Consider the following 16,116-nt stretch of genomic DNA (forward strand, 5'->3'; position numbering starts at 1 on the left):
TGGGTGAAACCGGACTTGGCGTCGAGGATGAAACTCTGGGTCCATTCCTCGGCCTTGCCCTGGGCGTTGTTCGGGTTGGTGAAGTTGCGGTTGAAGTAGAAGTTACGCAGGTTGAGATTGACCTTCGCATCTTCGACAAACCCCGACTCTGCGGCCAAGACAGGCAGGGCGGAACCGGCCAGGGCAACGGCGATGAGGCTAGGGAACAAATGCTGTGTGGACTTCATGGGCGTGTCTCTGTTTTTTTTATGGACGAGAAGAACCGCTGCCGCAAACCTGGGTTGCAGACGAAACGGTGGAACCAACGGGTAGATGGCTGAGGATCAGCCGGGCGAGGCGGGGCGTGTGGTCATGGCGAGGAACCTGTCGTTCTTGTTGTGTGCGAGGGATGGTGAAGGGCAGGCCGGGATCGCTTCAATTGGCGATTATCGGTTTTGGGCGATTATCGAACGGCAAAAACACCTGAGCTCAACCCAAAAAAACTGTGGGAGCGAGCCTGCTCGCGATAGCGGCGTGTCAGACAACACAGCTGTGCCTGGTCCTCCGCTATCGCGAGCAGGCTCGCTCCCACAGGGCTCGTGGACGGTCTGACAGACGCGTCGATTTTTCCGACAAGCTTTTAAGGTTGTCGCTCGGAAGCCGTGCCTCTAGCCTTTTTGTGTCGCTGCCCATTCAGCGACCGGGACTGCAAGCCCGCCGAATTTGTTAGGCGCCAGTGCCGGACTATACGTCTCGGCTCCAATTGAAACAGGAGCTCCGTTATGAACAAACATCAAACCTCTTCGCCAGATGGAGGCGCTTTCCCCTACAACGACCCCGATCCAGACAAACTCCAAGAGGCAGCAGACCGAGCACTCGATTTCCATCTTGGCACCCACCCTGATCCCAAGCCCAAAACCTCAACTCAAGTTTTCACCGTCATCGATACCCTCGACACCGAGTCTCTGCTGGCGAATCTCAGCGAAACCCTGGCCTCGGCCAATGCCATGTCAATGATCTGGCGTTCGATCTGGAAGGCTCGCGGCGGCATGTCGCATTGGGCGTGGCGCAGATGGTTGAATTGAGTGAGCTATTGGCTAATCGTGCGTTGGATATCGTCGACCCGCGTTAGCCAAGTGGGGCTATCCCCCAGCTGGGCTGTGGGAGCAAAGCTTGCTCGCGATGACAGTACTTCAGTTGATCACGCGCTTTTGCTTTTGCTTTTGATCTTGAATGCCCCATTAACCACGCTGGCCGAACGCAGGCATTGCGCAGTGGGCATCCCGGCATGGATGCCGGGATAGCCGCGCTGGGCCATGGATGGCCCTTCGCGGCGGGCCCACGGAGCAATGCCGGAGTGAGGGCACACCGAGCGTAGGCGAGGTGCCGAGTGGTGGGGCCAGCGTTCTTTGCTTACTTTCTTTGGCGTTTGAAAGAAAGTAAGTCGCCGTCAGGGCGAAACCCTAAGTGGCCGTTACCGCAGTAATGGATATGTACTCAGTAAACAACCCCCCCGGCCGCCTGTCAGGCCACCATCGCGAGCAAGCTCGCTCCCACAGGAGAATGACCATGTCGCCTTCTTCGCGGGCAAGCCTTGCTCCCACACAACTCTGTAGAACCCAAACAAAAAGCCCACCTCTCGGTGGGCTTCGTGTTTCAGCGTTCAAGCATCAAGTCAGAACAATTTCATCTTCGGCGCTTCTTCCTTCACCGGCTCGTTCTTGCCCGTCTCGGCATTCCAGCCACCACCCAGCGCCTTGTACAGGTTGACCTCGCTGGTCAATTGCGCGAGGCGGTCGGTGATCAGCGACTGTTGAGCGCTGAACAGCTGGCGTTGGGCGTCGAGGAAGGTCAGGTTGCTGTCGACACCAATGCGATAGCGACGCTCGGCCAGGCGGTAGTAATCCTGGTTGGCGGCGACGAAATCGGTCTGGGCCTGCAACTGCTCGTTGTAGGTCTGGCGCGCGGCCAGGCCGTCGGAGACTTCCTGGAATGCCGTCTGGATCGACTTCTCGTACTGAGCGACGTTGATGTCTTTCTGAATCTTGGCGTAGTCCAGGCTCGCCCGCAGGCTGCCGGCGTTGAAGATCGGCAGGTTGATCTGCGGGGCGAAGGTCCAGGTGCCCGAGCCGCCCTTGAACAGGCCGGACAGGTCCGGGCTCAGCGTGCCGGCGTTGGCCGTCAGGCTGATGCTCGGGAAGAACGCGGCCCGCGCGGCGCCGATGTTGGCGTTGGCGGCCAGCAAGTTGTGTTCGGCCTGGAGAATGTCCGGACGACGTTGCAGCAAGTCCGACGGCAACCCGGCCGGCACTTCACTGAGCAGGTCGTTGCTCAGCGGTTGCGTGTTCAGGTTGGCCGGCAGGCCGGTGCCCAGCAGCAGGGTCAGGTTGTTTTCGTCCTGGGCTACCTGGCGGGTGTAGCGGGCCAGTTGCACACGGGCGTTTTCCACCGCCGTGCGCGCCTGGCTCAGGTCAAGCGCCGAGGCGACGCCGACATCGGCGCTGCGGGTGGTCAGCTTGAGGCTCTGCTCGTAGGTCCCCAGGGTTTCCTGGGTCAGCTTGAGCAGTTCCTTGTCGGCCTGCCAGGTCAGATAGGCGTTGGCGACGCTGGCCACCAGGCTGATCTGGGTACTGCGGCGAGCTTCCTCAGTGGCGAAGTAGCTTTGCAGCGCTTGCTCGCTCAGGCTGCGAACCCGACCGAACAGGTCCAGTTCATAGGCACTGATGCCCAGGGTGGCCGAGTAGGAGCTGCTGATGGCTGCTTGTCCGGTCTGCGAGGCCCGTGCCGGTACCCGCTGGCGGCTGCCGGAACCCGTGGCCGAGACCGCCGGGAACAGGTCCGCGCGCTGGATGTTGTACTGCGCGGCGTAGGCATCGATGTTCAGTGCCGCGACGCGCAGGTCGCGGTTGTTTTCCAGGGCAACCTGGATCAACTGTTGCAGGGCCGGGTCATGGAAGAACTGCTTCCAGCCTTGTTCTGCGGCCGCCTGGCCGGCCGCCTTGGCCGGCTCGTAGGCAGGACCTTGCGGGTATTGCGCCGCGACCGGTGCTTCGGGCCGCTGATAATCGGGGATCAGCGAGCAGCCGCTGAGCACGACGGCGGCGATGGTCAGAGAGAGTAACGACTTGCTCATTGCCCAGCCTCTTTAATGGTTTCAGGGGTGTCGTCCTTTTTGCGACGACCTATCGACGAAACGGCCACGAAGAACAGCGGCACCCAGAAGATCGCCAGGACGGTGGCGGTGATCATCCCGCCGATCACCACGGTACCGATGGCATGTTGGCTACCCGAGCCGGCGCCTGTGGAAATTGCCAAGGGCACCACGCCGAGGATAAACGCGAGCGAAGTCATGATGATCGGCCGCAGTCGCATCCGGCAAGCCTCGATGGCCGCCTCCTGCAGGCTCTTGCCTTGCTCGTGCAGTTCCTTGGCGAACTCGACGATCAGGATGGCGTTTTTCGCGACCAGGCCGATGGTGGTCAACAGACCGACCAGAAAGTACACGTCATTGGAAAGACCGCGCAAGCTGGTCGCCATCAACGCACCGATGATCCCCAGCGGCACCACGAGCACGATCGCAATCGGGATCGACCAGCTCTCATACAACGCCGCCAGGCAGAGGAACACCATCAGGATCGACAGCGCGAACAGCGCCGGCATCTGGGAGCCCGCCAGTCGTTCTTCATACGACAGGCCGGTCCAGGAAATACCGACACCGGCCGGCAGCTTCTTGGCGATGGCCTCGACTTCAGCCATGGCTTCACCGGTGGAGTAGCCCGGGGCCGGGGTGCCGAGCACTTCCATCGCTTCCACGCCGTTGTAACGGGACAGCTTCGGCGAGCCGTATATCCACTCGCCCTTGGCAAACGCGGTGAACGGCACCATGGTTCCCGCGCTGTTGCGCACGTACCATTTCTGCAGGTCTTCAGGGCTCATGCGAGCGCCTGCCTGTCCTTGGACATACACCTTCTTCACCCGACCACGGTCGATGAAGTCGTTGACGTAGCTACTGCCCAGGGCAATCGACAGGGTGTTGTTAATATCCGAAATGGTCACGCCCAGGGCGCTGGCCTTCTCGTCATCGATTTCCAGTTGGTATTGCGGCTCGTCGTTCAGGCCGTTCGGACGCACCTGGGCCAGTACCTTGCTTTGGGACGCCATGCCCAGGAACTGGTTACGCGCTTCCATCAACTTCTGATGGCCGACGCCGGCACGGTCCTGCAGGAACACGTCGAAACCTGTGGCGTTACCCAGCTCCAACACCGCCGGAGGGGCAAAGGCGAACACCATGGCGTCGCGGAAGGTGAAGAAGTGTTGCTGGGCGCGGGCGGAGATCTTGAACACGCTGTTATCGGCGTTACGCTCTTCCCACGGCTTGAGCATGATGAAGGCCATGCCCGAGCTCTGGCCGCGGCCGGCGAAGTTGAAGCCGGTCACGGTGAACACCGAGGCCACGCCATCGCCTTCACCGCCATCCTTGCCTGGACGCAGCAGGTACTCACGCATCTTGTCCACCACCACCTGGGTGCGCTGGGCGCTGGACCCGGCTGGCGTCTGGACCTGGGCAAACAGTACCCCCTGGTCTTCCTCGGGGAGGAAAGACGCCGGAATGCGCATGAACAGCCAGATCATACCGACGACGATAATCAGATAGACCAGCAAGTACGGCGCTTTATGGCGCAGGATATTGCCGACACCCCGCTCGTAGCTCTGCACGCTGCGGTCGAAGTTGCGGTTGAACCAGCCGAAGAACCCACGCTTCTCCACGCCATGGTCACCCTTGGCAATGGGTTTGAGCATGGTCGCGCAGAGCGCCGGGGTGAAGATCAGCGCCACCAGTACCGACAGGGCCATGGCTGAGACGATGGTGATGGAGAACTGTTTATAGATCACACCGGTGGAACCGCCGAAAAACGCCATCGGCAGCAGTACCGCCGAAAGCACCAGGGCAATACCCACCAGCGCGCCCTGGATCTGGCCCATGGACTTTTTCGTTGCCTCTTTGGGCGACAGGCCTTCCTCGCTCATTACCCGTTCGACGTTTTCCACCACGACGATAGCGTCGTCCACCAGCAAGCCGATGGCGAGCACCATGCCGAACATGGTCAGGGTGTTGATGCTGAAACCGAACGCCGCGAGGATCCCGAACGTACCCAACAGCACAACCGGCACGGTCATCGTGGTGATGATGGTGGCGCGGAAGTTCTGCAGGAACAGGAACATCACCAGGAATACCAGCGCGACAGCTTCCACCAGGGTTTCCACCACGCCCTTGATCGACTCGCTCACCACTGGCGTAGTGTCGTAGGGGAACACGACTTCCATGCCTTGCGGGAAGAACGGCTTGAGGTCGTTGATGGTCTTGCGCAGGGCCTTGGCCGTGTCGAGGGCGTTGGCACCGTTGGCCAGTTTGACGGCCAGGCCCGAAGCCGGGGCGCCGTTGAACTGGGCACTGATGCTGTAGTTCTCGCCACCCAGGCCGACATCGGCGACGTCACCGACGCGCACTTGCGAGCCATCCGGGTTGACCTTGAGCAGAATCGCCTTGAACTGTTCAGCGGTCTGCAGGCGGGTCTTGCCGATGATGGTGGCGTTCAGTTGCTGGCCGGGCAGGGCAGGCAGGCCGCCGAGCTGGCCGGAGGACACCTGGACGTTCTGCGCGGCGATGGCGGTTTTGACGTCCACCGGGGTCAGGGCATAGTTGTTCAGCTTGGCCGGGTCGAGCCAGATCCGCATCGCGTACTGGGCGCCGAAGACCTGGAAGTCACCGACACCGGCCGTGCGCGAAATCGGGTCCTGCATGTTGGACACGATGTAGTTGGACAGGTCGTCCTTGGTCATGCTGCCATCGCGCGATACAACGCCGATCACCATCAGGAAGTTCTTCACTGACTTGGTCACGCGGATGCCCTGCTGCTGCACTTCTTGCGGCAGCAACGGGGTGGCCAGGTTCAGCTTGTTCTGGACCTGGACCTGCGCGGTATCGGAGTTGGTACCCTGCTCGAAGGTCGCGGTGATGGTCATGCTGCCGTCGGAGTTACTTTCCGAGGACACATAACGCAGGTTGTCGATACCGTTGAGCTGCTGCTCGATCACCTGGACCACGGTGTCCTGCACGGTTTGCGCGGACGCACCCGGGTAGGTGACCTGGATCGCGATGGCCGGCGGTGCAATGCTTGGGTACTGGTTGATCGGCAACTTGAGGATCGATAGAGCCCCGACCAGCATGATCACCAGGGCGATCACCCAGGCGAAGATCGGACGGTCGATAAAGAATTTCGACATGGTTTACTCCCCTTTGCCGCCGGCTGCTTTGTCAGCTGCCTGAGCGGGGGCCGGGTTCTTGGTGGCTGCGTTGGTGCCCGCATTGCTGTTCACGTTGGTGGCTTCGGTGGCCTTGACTTCAACCCCAGGCCGCACGTACTGCAGGCCTTCGGTAATCAGGCGGTCGCCAGCCTTGAGCCCGTCTTCGATCAGCCATTGGCTGCCGACGGTGCGACTGGCCTTGAGCTGACGCAGTTCGACCTTGTTGTCCGGGCCTACCACCAAAGCGGTCGGCAAGCCCTTGAGGTCACGGGTCACGCCCTGCTGCGGCGCGAGAATCGCCGCGCTGTTCACACCGGCTTGCAATTGCGCGTGAACGAACATGCCCGGCAGGAGGGTGTGGTCCGGGTTGGGGAACACGGCCCGCAGGGTGACGGAGCCAGTGGTCTGATCGACCGACACTTCGGAAAACTCCAGCTTGCCGTCATGGGCATACTGGCTGCCGTCTTCCAGGGTCAGCTTGACCATGGCGGCATTGTCGCCAGCCTTCTGCAACCGTCCACTTTCCAGCTCACGGCGCAATTGCAGCAGTTCGACCGAGCTCTGCGTCACGTCGACATAGATCGGGTCCAACTGCTGGATAGTCGCCAGGGCGTCGGCCTGACCGTTGCTGACCAGCGCGCCCTCGGTGACCGAAGAACGGCCGATGCGACCGGAAATCGGCGCATAGACCTTGGTGTAGCGCACGTTGATCTGGGCGGTTTGCAGGTTGGCTTCCGATTCGAGGCGATTGGCCACGGCGGTGTCGTATTCCTGGCGGCTGACGGCCTGTTCATCCACCAACTGCTTGTAGCGATCGGCGATGGATTTGGTTGACCGCAGGTTCGCTTCGGCACTCTTGAGGGTCGCTTCGTACACGGCCGGGTCGATCTGATACAGCTGCTGGCCGGCCTTGACGTCGGCGCCTTCCTTGAACAGACGCTTGAGGATGATGCCGTTGACCTGTGGACGGACTTCCGCGACACGGAACGCGCTGGTTCGGCCGGGCAATTCGGACGTCAAGGTGAAAGGCTGGGTTTTGAGGGTTACGACGCCGACCTGAGGGGGTGGTGCGGCGGGGGCCGCCTCTTCCTTTTTGCATCCGCTGAGCAGTGATGCCAGGGCGATGGCGGTAACCAGAGCGGTAACAGCTAGCTTGAATTGCATGGAAATCCTCGGGTCAGGCGCGCAATAGGCGCACTCGAAAGGTGGAAAGTTAGAAAGGTGTCATTTTCAATTAGTAGGTTGCTAAGAAATATACTTACGTACATGGTTGTTTGTAAACAGCCAGATTGCGTACCATCCAACTTTACAAAAGCCTGACAAAGGCCCTGTTGACCGAAGGTTCGCTCTATGAGAGGGCGCTCGATTCGCTCAACTGACCTTACGCATTGCTCATGCATCCTGATTGAGGTGTTTACTGCCATGGTTCGTCGTACCAAAGAGGAAGCTCTGGAGACTCGCAGCCAGATACTCGAAGCGGCCGAAAAAGCCTTTTTCGAGCGTGGCGTGGCGCGCACGACGCTGGCCGACATTGCGACCCTGGCCGGTGTGACGCGCGGAGCGATCTATTGGCATTTCAGCAACAAGGCGGATCTGCTCCAGGCCATGCTCGACACCTTGCACGAGCCGCTCGATGAACTGGCCCGCGCCAGTGAAAACGAAGAGGAGCCGGACCCGTTGGGCTGCGTCCGGAAGCTGTTGGTGCGGTTGTTCCAACAGGTGGCCCTGGACCCGAAAACCCGACGCATCAATGAGATTCTTTTCCATAAGTGCGAGTTCACCGATGAGATGTGCGATTTGCGCCAGCAGCGGCGCGAAGTCAGCCTCGACTGCAATGTGCGCATCGCGTTGTCGTTGCGCAATGCAATGAAGCGTGGACAGTTGCCGGATGATATGGACCCGGAAAGGGCGGCGGTTGCCCTCCATGCCTACATCGATGGCATCCTCTACCAATGGTTGTTGGTCCCCGACAGCTTCGCCCTGGCTGGTGAAGCCGAGCGCTGGGTGGACATCGGGCTGGATATGCTGCGCCTGAGCCCCAACCTGCGCAAATGAAACAAAATGCGTAATTGCGTCGATATGTGTCAATAGCTGACGACCAATACCCCGACGGACTTCAAGCCCGGCGGGGTACTTTATAGATGAACCGTTGGCACATTGACAACGCGCGCGTCGCTTTCGTGTGTCTACGGCCTATTCGACAATCAGGCGAACAGTGTAGTTGAAGGGCGGCTCGAGCATCTTTTGCGAGATTTCAGTCCTGCACGTGTATTTGCCATCGCCAGTGTAGTTTGATCGACTGTTCCAGGCCGGCTGGTAACGGGGTTCCAGGGCGCCAAAGACGATTGGGGCTTGGAATCGGGTTTGCATCTGGCATTCGAAGTCGTAATTGTTCAGCGCATAAGAAATAACGAGTTCAATAGGTTTGACTTTCTTCAGTGTGGGCTGCCAACCCGCTGTGGGATAGGTGTAACTCCTTTGATGGACGAAATGAATATTGCGAATGGACTTGGGCGATACGTCATAAGCGTTCGAGGAAAAGTCCGCAGGCTGTGGCGGATCGGTCAGCAGGTTGGTCATGCTCAACGTACCGTTGGTATTGTTTGTAATCTCTACGGTGATGCCGGTGTTGGCCATGCTGTTGGCAACCATAGCGGGCCCCAGTACCAGGGCAAGGATGAAACTTTTCAGAATATTCATGGTTATGCGTCTCTCATAAATGCAAGGCTCGCTGAAGCTTGCATACATTGTGGGTATGTTGCTGTGTTTGATTGGATGGTGTTGTTTTGCCGAGCTTTACTTGTCAGTGTGTTGAATCATTGTTGGAAATGAATGTATAAGCGTCAATCCTTTGAGTGGGTGAAGTGTCGTTCCGGTTTTATTATTAGCGTTGTTCAATGTATGAATCCACCGTGGATAAGTTTCGTCTTGTTATTCGATATTTCTGCTCTGGATAATTGACGCGGATTTAAAGTTTGCAGGCATGAAAAAGCCCCGGCTCTTTCGAGTCAGGGCTTTTCAGTTGACCTGAGTTACATGCTTACATCACGGGATAATCGATATAACCCACCGGACCCTTTCCATAGAACGTTTCCGGGTGCGGCTCATTCAGCGGCGCATCGGCTTTCAAGCGTGCCGGCAAGTCCGGGTTGGCAATGAAAGGCACACCAAATGCCACGGCATCAGCCTTGCCTTCGGCCAGCCAGGCGTTGGCGCTGTCCTTGGTGAAGCGCTCATTGGCAATGTACGGGCCGCCGAAAGCTTGCTTGAGTTGTGGGCCGATGCTGTCGTCGCCTTCTTTCTCGCGGGAGCAGATGAAGGCGATGCCACGCTTGCCCAGTTCGCGGGCCACGTAGCTGAAGGTTTCCAGGCGGTTCTCGTCGCCCATGTCATGGGAGTCGGCACGTGGCGCCAGGTGCACGCCAACCCGGCCGGCACCCCAGACTTCGATAACGGCGTCGGTCACTTCCAGCAACAGGCGGGCGCGGTTTTCCAGGGAGCCGCCGTAGTGGTCGGTACGCTGGTTGGTGCTGCTTTGCAGGAACTGGTCGAGCAGGTAGCCGTTGGCGCCGTGGATTTCCACGCCGTCGAAACCGGCGGCCTTGGCGTTCTCGGCGCCTACGCGGTAGGCGTCGACGATGTCGGCAATTTCAGCGGTTTCCAGGGCCCGTGGCGTCGGGTAGTCGGCCAATGGACGCACCAGGCTCACGTGGCCCTTAGGCTGGATGGCGCTGGGTGCCACCGGGGTTTCGCCATTCAGGTACGACGGATGGGAGATCCGGCCGACGTGCCACAGTTGCAGGAAGATCTTGCCGCCGGCGCCGTGGATCGCCTTGGTCACGTTGGCCCAGCCGCGCACCTGGTCGTTGGACCAGATACCTGGGGTGTCCGGGTAGCCCACGCCCATCGGCGTGACGGAAGTGGCTTCACTGAGGATCAGGCCGGCGGAGGCGCGTTGCACGTAGTACTCGGCCATCAACGCGTTGGGCACGCGGCCCGCGTCGGCGCGGCAGCGGGTCAGTGGCGCCATGATGATGCGGTTCTTCAGCTCGATGTCGCCGAGTTTGATCGGGTCGAAAATAGTCGTCATGAATCACAAGCCTCGAAAGTGGAAGGTAAAAGTCAACGAGTTGCCGGAGCCAGGTCGGGGTTGGCGCCCTGGCGGAAAGTAATCAGGGTGATCAACAGTGCCAGTACCGCTAGCGCACCGGCGGCCAGCGGGACGCTCGTCAGGCCCAGGCCCTGGTCGATGACGCTGCCGCCGACCCAGGCGCCCAAGGCATTGCCGATGTTGAAAGCGCCGATGTTCAGGGTGGACACCAGGTTCGGTGCCTCTTTGCCGAAGGTCACCACGTTGACTTGCAGGGCCGGCACGGCCGCGAAGCAGGCGGTGGCCCAGAGGAACAGGGTGATTTCGGTTGGGATCAGCGCCACGCTGGTCCAGCTCAACACGGTGGAGACTACGGCCATGGTGACGAACACACCGATCAGCGTGTTCGCCAGGCTCTTGTCCGCCAGCTTGCCGCCGATGATATTGCCCAGGGTCAGGCCCAGGCCGATCAGCACCAGGGTCCAGGTCACGCCACGGGGCGACACGCCGGTGACTTCACCCAGCAACGGCGCGACGTAGGTGAACAGGGTGAACACCGAGGCGGAAAACAGTGCCGTCATGCCCAGGGAGAGCCATAGGCCCGTTCCCTTGAGCGCTACCAGTTCCGAGCGCATGTCGAGTTTTTCTTCATCACGCTTGGCTGGCAGGAAGCGGATCAGACCGATCAGCGCTACCACACCGATGAGGGTCACGGCCCAGAAGGTCGAGCGCCAGCCAGCTTCCTGGCCCAGTGCCGTACCCAGCGGGACGCCGAGCACGTTGGCCAGGGTCAGGCCGGTGAACATCAACGCCACGGCCGAGGCACGCTTGTTGGGCGCCACCAGGCCGGCGGCCACCACCGAACCGATTCCGAAGAAGGCGCCGTGGCACAAGGCGGTCACGACCCGGGCGAACATCAGCACGTTATAGTCGCTGGCAATGGCGCACAGCAGGTTGCCGATGATGAAAATTCCCATCAGCGCCACCAGCGCGGCCTTGCGTGGCAGCCGGGCGGTGGCCAGGGCCATGAAGGGAGCACCGATGGCCACGCCCAGGGCGTAGCCGGTCACCAGCCAGCCGGCGCCGGGGATCGATACACCCAGGTCAGTCGCCACATCGGGCAACAGGCCCATGATGACGAACTCGGTGGTACCGATGGCGAAGGCGCTGAGGGCCAGGATGAGGAGTGAGAGGGGCATGGCGAATCCTTGTCAGAGCTCTTGGCTCATTTGCTTGAGGAATTGCTGGATCACTTCCTCGTTGCGTTTGAAGAAGTGCCATTGACCGACCTTCTGGCTGGTGATCAGCCCCGCCCGTTGCAACACCGCCAGATGGGCCGACACCGTGGACTGTGACAGGCCGCAACGCTGGTCGATCTGTCCGGCGCAGATGCCGAACTCATGGTTGTGCAATTGTTCAGGGAACTGGACCTTGGGGTCTTTGAGCCAGTTGAGAATGTCTCGCCGTACCGGGTGCGCCAGTGCTTTTATTATTTCGTCGAGGTCAAGGGTCATGTGGGCGGTTCGTAGTGAGTTCAGGTGAGTAAAACGCTATATCGCGATGAAGCGAACCTTAGATCGTTATTTCGCGATATACCAATATGGATTTGATCTGAATACCGAACAAATCGCTATATCGGGTTATAACGATATGGGCGCGGTGGTGCTAAGCTGCGGGTCATGAACTACCTCGCGCACCTGCACCTTGGCGGCTCCGGCCGGGAACAACTGCTCGGCAGCCTCTACGGCGACTTCGTCAAAGGGCCGTTGCAAGGACAGTACGATCCGCAGATCGAAGCGGCGATTGCCCTGCACCGGCGTATCGACATGTACACCGACCGCCATCCCTTGGTGGACATTGCCCTGTCGCGTTTTTCCACGGTGCGACGGCGCTATGCCGGGATCGTGCTGGACGTGTTTTTCGACCACTGCCTGGCTCGGGACTGGGCGTTGTACGGCGAAGGGGCGCTGGTGGATTTCACCTCCCGCGTCTACCAGGTACTGCGCACCGAACCGCAATTGCCCGGGCGCCTGGCACAGATCGCGCCGTATATGGCGGCGGATGACTGGCTGGGGTCTTATCAGGAATTCGAAGTGCTGGGGCAGGTACTGCGCGGCATTTCCCGCCGCCTGTCCCGACCCGAGGAACTGACCGGGGCGATGGAAGAGTTGATCAGGCTCTATGAGCCGTTGACCGAAGACTTTCGGTTGTTTTACCCGCAGTTGCAGGATTTTGTGCTGAGTCAGGTCACGCTAAATAACTAAATGTGGGAGCGGGCTTGCTCGCGAAGGCGGTGGATCAGTCAACATCTGTGTTGAATGTACTGCCGTCTTCACGAGCAAGCCCGCTCCCACAGGGGGGCCGCGCAAAAATCCGGATCAGGCCGCAATCGCCGCAGGCCGCATCGGCGTTTGTTGTTTCTCGGGAATCGTCCCGAACAAGGCCTTGTGCACCGCCTGCTGCGCCTGGAACGCCAGCGCTGCACGTTCCTGGCCGTGGCAGGCGATGGGTTGCAGCAGGTGGATGTGCACGTCGCCCCGATCATTGGCGAACAAACGCATCAGGTGCGACAGCAAGTCGTCATCGCCAATGAAGGGGGCCAGCGAATCAGGCTCGCCGTTGCGCAAGTAACGGATCGCCACGGGCTGCAACGCGACGTCGGCATCGATGGCCGCCGACAGCAGGCGGCCATGGAAGGTGCGCAACGAGCGGCCATCGGTGGTGGTGCCTTCCGGGAACATCAGCAGCGGATGCGCCTGCTCCAGATGACGACTCATCTGCTTGCGAATCAACTGGCTGTCACCCGAACCGCGTCGGATAAACAGGCTGCCGGCCTTGGCCGCCAACCAACCGGCCACCGGCCAGGTACGCACCTCGGCCTTGGACAGAAACGACAATGGCGCGAGCATGCCCAGCAGCGGGATATCGGTCCAGGACACGTGATTGCTGACCCACAGCATCGGCCGTTGCGGCAACTGACCGTGGACCGTCACGGAAAAGGGCAGGGCATTGCTCAAGCGCGCCATGAAAAATCTTGACCAGCGCTGACGACGCAGCATGGAATTGGCAAGGCCCAGGCGTTCGAACAGGCCGAACACGCTGGCCATCGTCAAGCCCAGCGCCACCACCAGCAGCACTCGCGCGATACGCGCGTACACCCGTAACCGGCTCATCACACCGCTGCCTTGAAGTGGCGGGCGTAGCGTGGGCAGAGGTCGTCGCGCTTGAGCAGGATAAACACGTCGGCCACCTGAAAGTCTTCGTCCCAGCACGGCTCGCCGCAGATCTTCGCGCCCAGGCGCATGTAGGCCTTGAGCAGCGGCGGCATTTCGGCGATGACGTTGGACGGTACGTCGAGGGTCGGCAACGGTTTTTTCGGCTCGGCTTGCAAGTGCTCGGTGCACAAGTAGCGCTCGCGCAGGCGTTGCATGATCGCCTGGGCCTGGATGCCGCCGTCCTGCATCGGAATGCTCGCGCAACCCATCAGGTAGCTGTAGCCGCCCTCGTTCAGGACTTCCGCCAGCTCACCCCAGAGCACCGCGATAGTGCCGCCGTTGCGGTAGGCCGGGTCGACGCAGGTACGGCCGATTTCCAGGATCGGCCCCTTGAGGTGGATCAGGCCGTGGAGATTGAATTCTTCTTCACTGTAGAAACGGCCCAGACTGCTGGCGGCCTGGTGGTCGAGCAGGCGGGTGGTCGCCACGAGGCGCCCGGTGTTCAGGTCGCGTACGCCGATGTGGGCGCAGTGAACATCGTAGTCATCCATGTCCAGACCCATTTCCGCGCCCTTGAGCTTGGCGTTGAATTCGCCGCTGAAGACGTTGAAGCGCAGGGCTTGGGCTTCTTGCAGTGCCTGGGCGCCGATCAGGCGTTCGGCTTGCAGGCGGCGTTCATTGCCGGTGTCGCTGATGCGGGCGATCTGAGTCATAGCGAATCTCCGTGCGGGCTGTGTACCCGTCTTGGGGTTGAGCCAATCGACTTTCTTTATGCAGCCATGTTGCGCAAAGTCAGGCTATGTAGCCCCGGTGTCATCGCCATGAAGCTTTGGTGATGCTTATGTGACAGCCCGCAAGAATCCCCTGTGTGCGAGCCTGCTCGCGATAGCGGTGGATCAGTTGCATCGATGTTGGCTGAGACCCTGCATCGCGAGCAGGCTCGCTCCCACAAGGGAATGCCGCAGCCAGCAAAACTGTCATCAACGCCGGCTAAGCTCGACAGGTTCAATCCTCCGAGCCCCACCGTATGCGCAAAGGCTGGTTCCTGATTCCGCTCCTGCTGTTCAACCAGAGCGTCCATGCCGAAGACTGGCCTGGCGAGCAATGGCCAATCGGCCCGACACCCGTCGGGTCGAGCATCGAAGCCCTCGAGCAATACGCTTTTGCACCGCGCGACGATGCCACCCGCCAAGGCATTCGCACCGACGCGCTGCTGGTGATCCAGGATGGGCGTCTGGTCTATGAGCGCTACGCCGGCCCCACCAGCGCCGACGCTCTGCACCTGACCTGGTCCATCAGCAAAAGCCTGATGGCGACGGTGTTTGGCGTGGCCTACGGTGAACGGCGGTTTGCCCTGCAGGACCCGGTGGCCCGGTATTACCCCGCGTTGAGCCACTCGCCGGACTTGACCCTGGCCGACCTTTTCCATTGGGCCTCGGGCCTGGACTGGCAGGAGGACTATGAGTACGCACCGCTCCACTCCTCGGTGGTGGCGATGCTCTATACCCGGGGGCGCCGCGACATGGCGGCGTTCACCACGCAACATGAGCGCTACAGTCCACCGGGGCAGTCGTTCCGTTATTCCAGCGGCGACAGCAATCTGCTGGCGGCGGCCTTGAAAAATATCGTCGGCCCGGCGCGATATCCCGACTATCCCTGGACGGCATTGTTCGAACCGCTGGGCATCCGCCATGCTGTTTGGGAAACCGATGCCAGCGGCACCTTTGTCGGTTCGTCCTACGCCTACCTCACCGCCCGCGACCTGGCCCGTGTCGGCTTGCTGATGCAGCGCGATGGCCGCTGGGGCGAGCGGCAGCTGATTCCCAAGGAGTGGGTGGCGTTCAATCGCGAACCTTTCACCCGGTTCCAGGCCGGCCAGGACGAGGCCGTGCCCGGCGGACACTGGTGGCTCAACCGCGCCACCGACCCCAGCCTCCACCCCTGGCCCGATGCGCCGGCGGACACCTATGCCGCACTTGGGCATTGGGGGCAGGCGTTGTATGTCATTCCCAGCGCCAGGTTGGTTATTGTGCGATACGGTGACGACCGCGACGGCAGCTATCGCCATAACGAATTGCTCAAGCGTGTCATGGCGGCGTTCGCCGGGGCGGTGCAGCCATGAGACGCAGGTCAATGTTGACGCTGATGGTGGCGCTGCTTATTACGCTGTTCAGCTGGATCTGGATCGATCGGGTGGCCCTGCGAGCGTTCCCCGACATCATCAGCGCCTACACCGCCAAGGAGTATTGCTCGTGCCGCTACGTGATGCTGCAACCGGCCGACTACTGCCGTGGCTACGTGAGACAGTCGGTACCCATCAGCGACTTTCTCGAAACCCCTGAAGCGAAACGCGTGACGGTCGCCGGGCTGGGACGCGGCAACAGTGCGCGGTGGTTGGGGGAGCGGCAGGGGTGCCGGTTGGAGCCGTGAGCTTGGAGCGACACGAACCTTGTGGCGAGGGGATAAATCCCCTCGCCACGGGGGCCGTGGGCCGGACGATGGATTAAACAGACAGTTTGCAAGCGC

14 protein-coding genes and 1 pseudogene are annotated in these 16,116 nt (G+C 60.7%); 5 read left to right on the forward strand and 10 right to left on the reverse strand.

The window, feature by feature from the left end; all coding sequences use genetic code 11:
- The coding region (locus FBX99_RS12195) for an OprD family outer membrane porin (RefSeq protein WP_145131705.1) at positions 1–227 on the reverse strand (227 nt) is incomplete at its 3' end.
- 534 nt (positions 228–761) lie between these two features.
- Between FBX99_RS12195 and FBX99_RS12200 the strand changes: the two are divergent.
- Positions 762–1,111: pseudogene (locus FBX99_RS12200) on the forward strand (DUF6124 family protein).
- Positions 1,112–1,654: 543 nt separating this feature from the next.
- Here the strand turns inward: FBX99_RS12200 and adeC are convergent.
- The 3 genes from adeC to FBX99_RS12215 are packed head-to-tail and all read right to left on the reverse strand — an operon-like array spanning position 1,655 to position 7,449.
- Positions 1,655–3,112, reverse strand: a complete 1,458-nt coding sequence (gene adeC / locus FBX99_RS12205) for an AdeC/AdeK/OprM family multidrug efflux complex outer membrane factor (RefSeq protein ID WP_047701819.1) — start codon at positions 3,110–3,112, stop codon at positions 1,655–1,657.
- Positions 3,109–6,264 carry an efflux RND transporter permease subunit EmhB gene (emhB, locus tag FBX99_RS12210; RefSeq protein WP_144929275.1) on the reverse strand — a complete coding sequence of 1,052 codons (3,156 nt, stop codon included), beginning with the start codon at positions 6,262–6,264 and terminating at the stop codon, positions 3,109–3,111. Before emhB ends, adeC begins: the two co-directional genes overlap by 4 nt.
- 3 nt (positions 6,265–6,267) lie before the next feature.
- Positions 6,268–7,449, reverse strand: coding sequence for an efflux RND transporter periplasmic adaptor subunit (locus FBX99_RS12215; protein ID WP_145131707.1), 1,182 nt, complete (start codon positions 7,447–7,449; stop codon positions 6,268–6,270).
- Between the two features lie 258 nt (positions 7,450–7,707).
- On the opposite strand from FBX99_RS12215, the gene FBX99_RS12220 reads away from it, so the two are divergent.
- Positions 7,708–8,340, forward strand: a complete 633-nt coding sequence (locus FBX99_RS12220) for a TetR family transcriptional regulator (protein WP_145131709.1) — start codon at positions 7,708–7,710, stop codon at positions 8,338–8,340.
- A 138-nt stretch (positions 8,341–8,478) separates the two neighbouring features.
- Here FBX99_RS12220 and FBX99_RS12225 read toward each other — a convergent pair whose 3' ends face one another.
- From FBX99_RS12225 to FBX99_RS12240, 4 genes are all read right to left on the reverse strand, one after another.
- A complete protein-coding gene (locus tag FBX99_RS12225; protein WP_144929269.1) occupies positions 8,479–8,985 on the reverse strand; it encodes a hypothetical protein in 507 nt (168 codons plus the stop codon).
- Between the two features lie 340 nt (positions 8,986–9,325).
- Positions 9,326–10,375: an alkene reductase gene (locus FBX99_RS12230; protein ID WP_144929267.1), complete on the reverse strand. Its 1,050-nt coding sequence runs from the start codon at positions 10,373–10,375 to the stop codon at positions 9,326–9,328.
- A 32-nt stretch (positions 10,376–10,407) separates the two neighbouring features.
- Entirely contained in the window at positions 10,408–11,574 is a 1,167-nt protein-coding gene (locus FBX99_RS12235) for an MFS transporter (RefSeq protein ID WP_144929265.1), read from the reverse strand.
- 12 nt (positions 11,575–11,586) lie between these two features.
- Positions 11,587–11,889 (reverse strand): helix-turn-helix transcriptional regulator, encoded by a 303-nt coding sequence (locus FBX99_RS12240; RefSeq protein ID WP_003198672.1) that lies wholly within the window; start codon positions 11,887–11,889, stop codon positions 11,587–11,589.
- Positions 11,890–12,054: 165 nt separating this feature from the next.
- Between FBX99_RS12240 and FBX99_RS12245 the strand changes: the two genes are divergently transcribed.
- Positions 12,055–12,639, forward strand: coding sequence for an ACP phosphodiesterase (locus FBX99_RS12245; RefSeq protein WP_144929263.1), 585 nt, complete (start codon positions 12,055–12,057; stop codon positions 12,637–12,639).
- A gap of 114 nt (positions 12,640–12,753) precedes the next feature.
- On the opposite strand, the gene FBX99_RS12255 is transcribed toward FBX99_RS12245, so the two are convergent.
- On the reverse strand, positions 12,754–13,548 hold the full coding sequence (locus FBX99_RS12255; protein ID WP_144929261.1) for a lysophospholipid acyltransferase family protein: 795 nt from the start codon (positions 13,546–13,548) through the stop codon (positions 12,754–12,756).
- Entirely contained in the window at positions 13,548–14,303 is a 756-nt protein-coding gene (gene olsB, locus FBX99_RS12260) for an L-ornithine N(alpha)-acyltransferase (protein ID WP_144929259.1), read from the reverse strand. The genes FBX99_RS12255 and olsB overlap by 1 nt, the downstream gene beginning before the upstream one ends.
- 314 nt (positions 14,304–14,617) lie before the next feature.
- On the opposite strand from olsB, the gene FBX99_RS12265 reads away from it, so the two are divergent.
- Positions 14,618–15,712 (forward strand): serine hydrolase, encoded by a 1,095-nt coding sequence (locus tag FBX99_RS12265; RefSeq protein ID WP_145131711.1) that lies wholly within the window; start codon positions 14,618–14,620, stop codon positions 15,710–15,712.
- Positions 15,709–16,020 carry an amidase gene (locus FBX99_RS12270; protein ID WP_145131713.1) on the forward strand — a complete coding sequence of 104 codons (312 nt, stop codon included), beginning with the start codon at positions 15,709–15,711 and terminating at the stop codon, positions 16,018–16,020. Before FBX99_RS12265 ends, FBX99_RS12270 begins: the two co-directional genes overlap by 4 nt.
- Positions 16,021–16,116: the final 96 nt, after the last annotated feature.

It is taken from the genome of Pseudomonas sp. SJZ074, from assembly GCF_007828215.1.
Taxonomy (GTDB): domain Bacteria; phylum Pseudomonadota; class Gammaproteobacteria; order Pseudomonadales; family Pseudomonadaceae; genus Aquipseudomonas.

Coding starts and splice junctions, on each gene's coding strand:
- adeC (WP_047701819.1), bottom strand. CDS start 3,112: ATGAGCAAGTCGTTACTCTCTCTGACCATCGCCGCCGTCGTGCTCAGC.
- emhB (WP_144929275.1), bottom strand. CDS start 6,264: ATGTCGAAATTCTTTATCGACCGTCCGATCTTCGCCTGGGTGATCGCC.
- FBX99_RS12215 (WP_145131707.1), bottom strand. CDS start 7,449: ATGCAATTCAAGCTAGCTGTTACCGCTCTGGTTACCGCCATCGCCCTG.
- FBX99_RS12220 (WP_145131709.1), top strand. CDS start 7,708: ATGGTTCGTCGTACCAAAGAGGAAGCTCTGGAGACTCGCAGCCAGATA.
- FBX99_RS12225 (WP_144929269.1), bottom strand. CDS start 8,985: ATGAATATTCTGAAAAGTTTCATCCTTGCCCTGGTACTGGGGCCCGCT.
- FBX99_RS12230 (WP_144929267.1), bottom strand. CDS start 10,375: ATGACGACTATTTTCGACCCGATCAAACTCGGCGACATCGAGCTGAAG.
- FBX99_RS12235 (WP_144929265.1), bottom strand. CDS start 11,574: ATGCCCCTCTCACTCCTCATCCTGGCCCTCAGCGCCTTCGCCATCGGT.
- FBX99_RS12240 (WP_003198672.1), bottom strand. CDS start 11,889: ATGACCCTTGACCTCGACGAAATAATAAAAGCACTGGCGCACCCGGTA.
- FBX99_RS12245 (WP_144929263.1), top strand. CDS start 12,055: ATGAACTACCTCGCGCACCTGCACCTTGGCGGCTCCGGCCGGGAACAA.
- FBX99_RS12255 (WP_144929261.1), bottom strand. CDS start 13,548: ATGAGCCGGTTACGGGTGTACGCGCGTATCGCGCGAGTGCTGCTGGTG.
- olsB (WP_144929259.1), bottom strand. CDS start 14,303: ATGACTCAGATCGCCCGCATCAGCGACACCGGCAATGAACGCCGCCTG.
- FBX99_RS12265 (WP_145131711.1), top strand. CDS start 14,618: ATGCGCAAAGGCTGGTTCCTGATTCCGCTCCTGCTGTTCAACCAGAGC.
- FBX99_RS12270 (WP_145131713.1), top strand. CDS start 15,709: ATGAGACGCAGGTCAATGTTGACGCTGATGGTGGCGCTGCTTATTACG.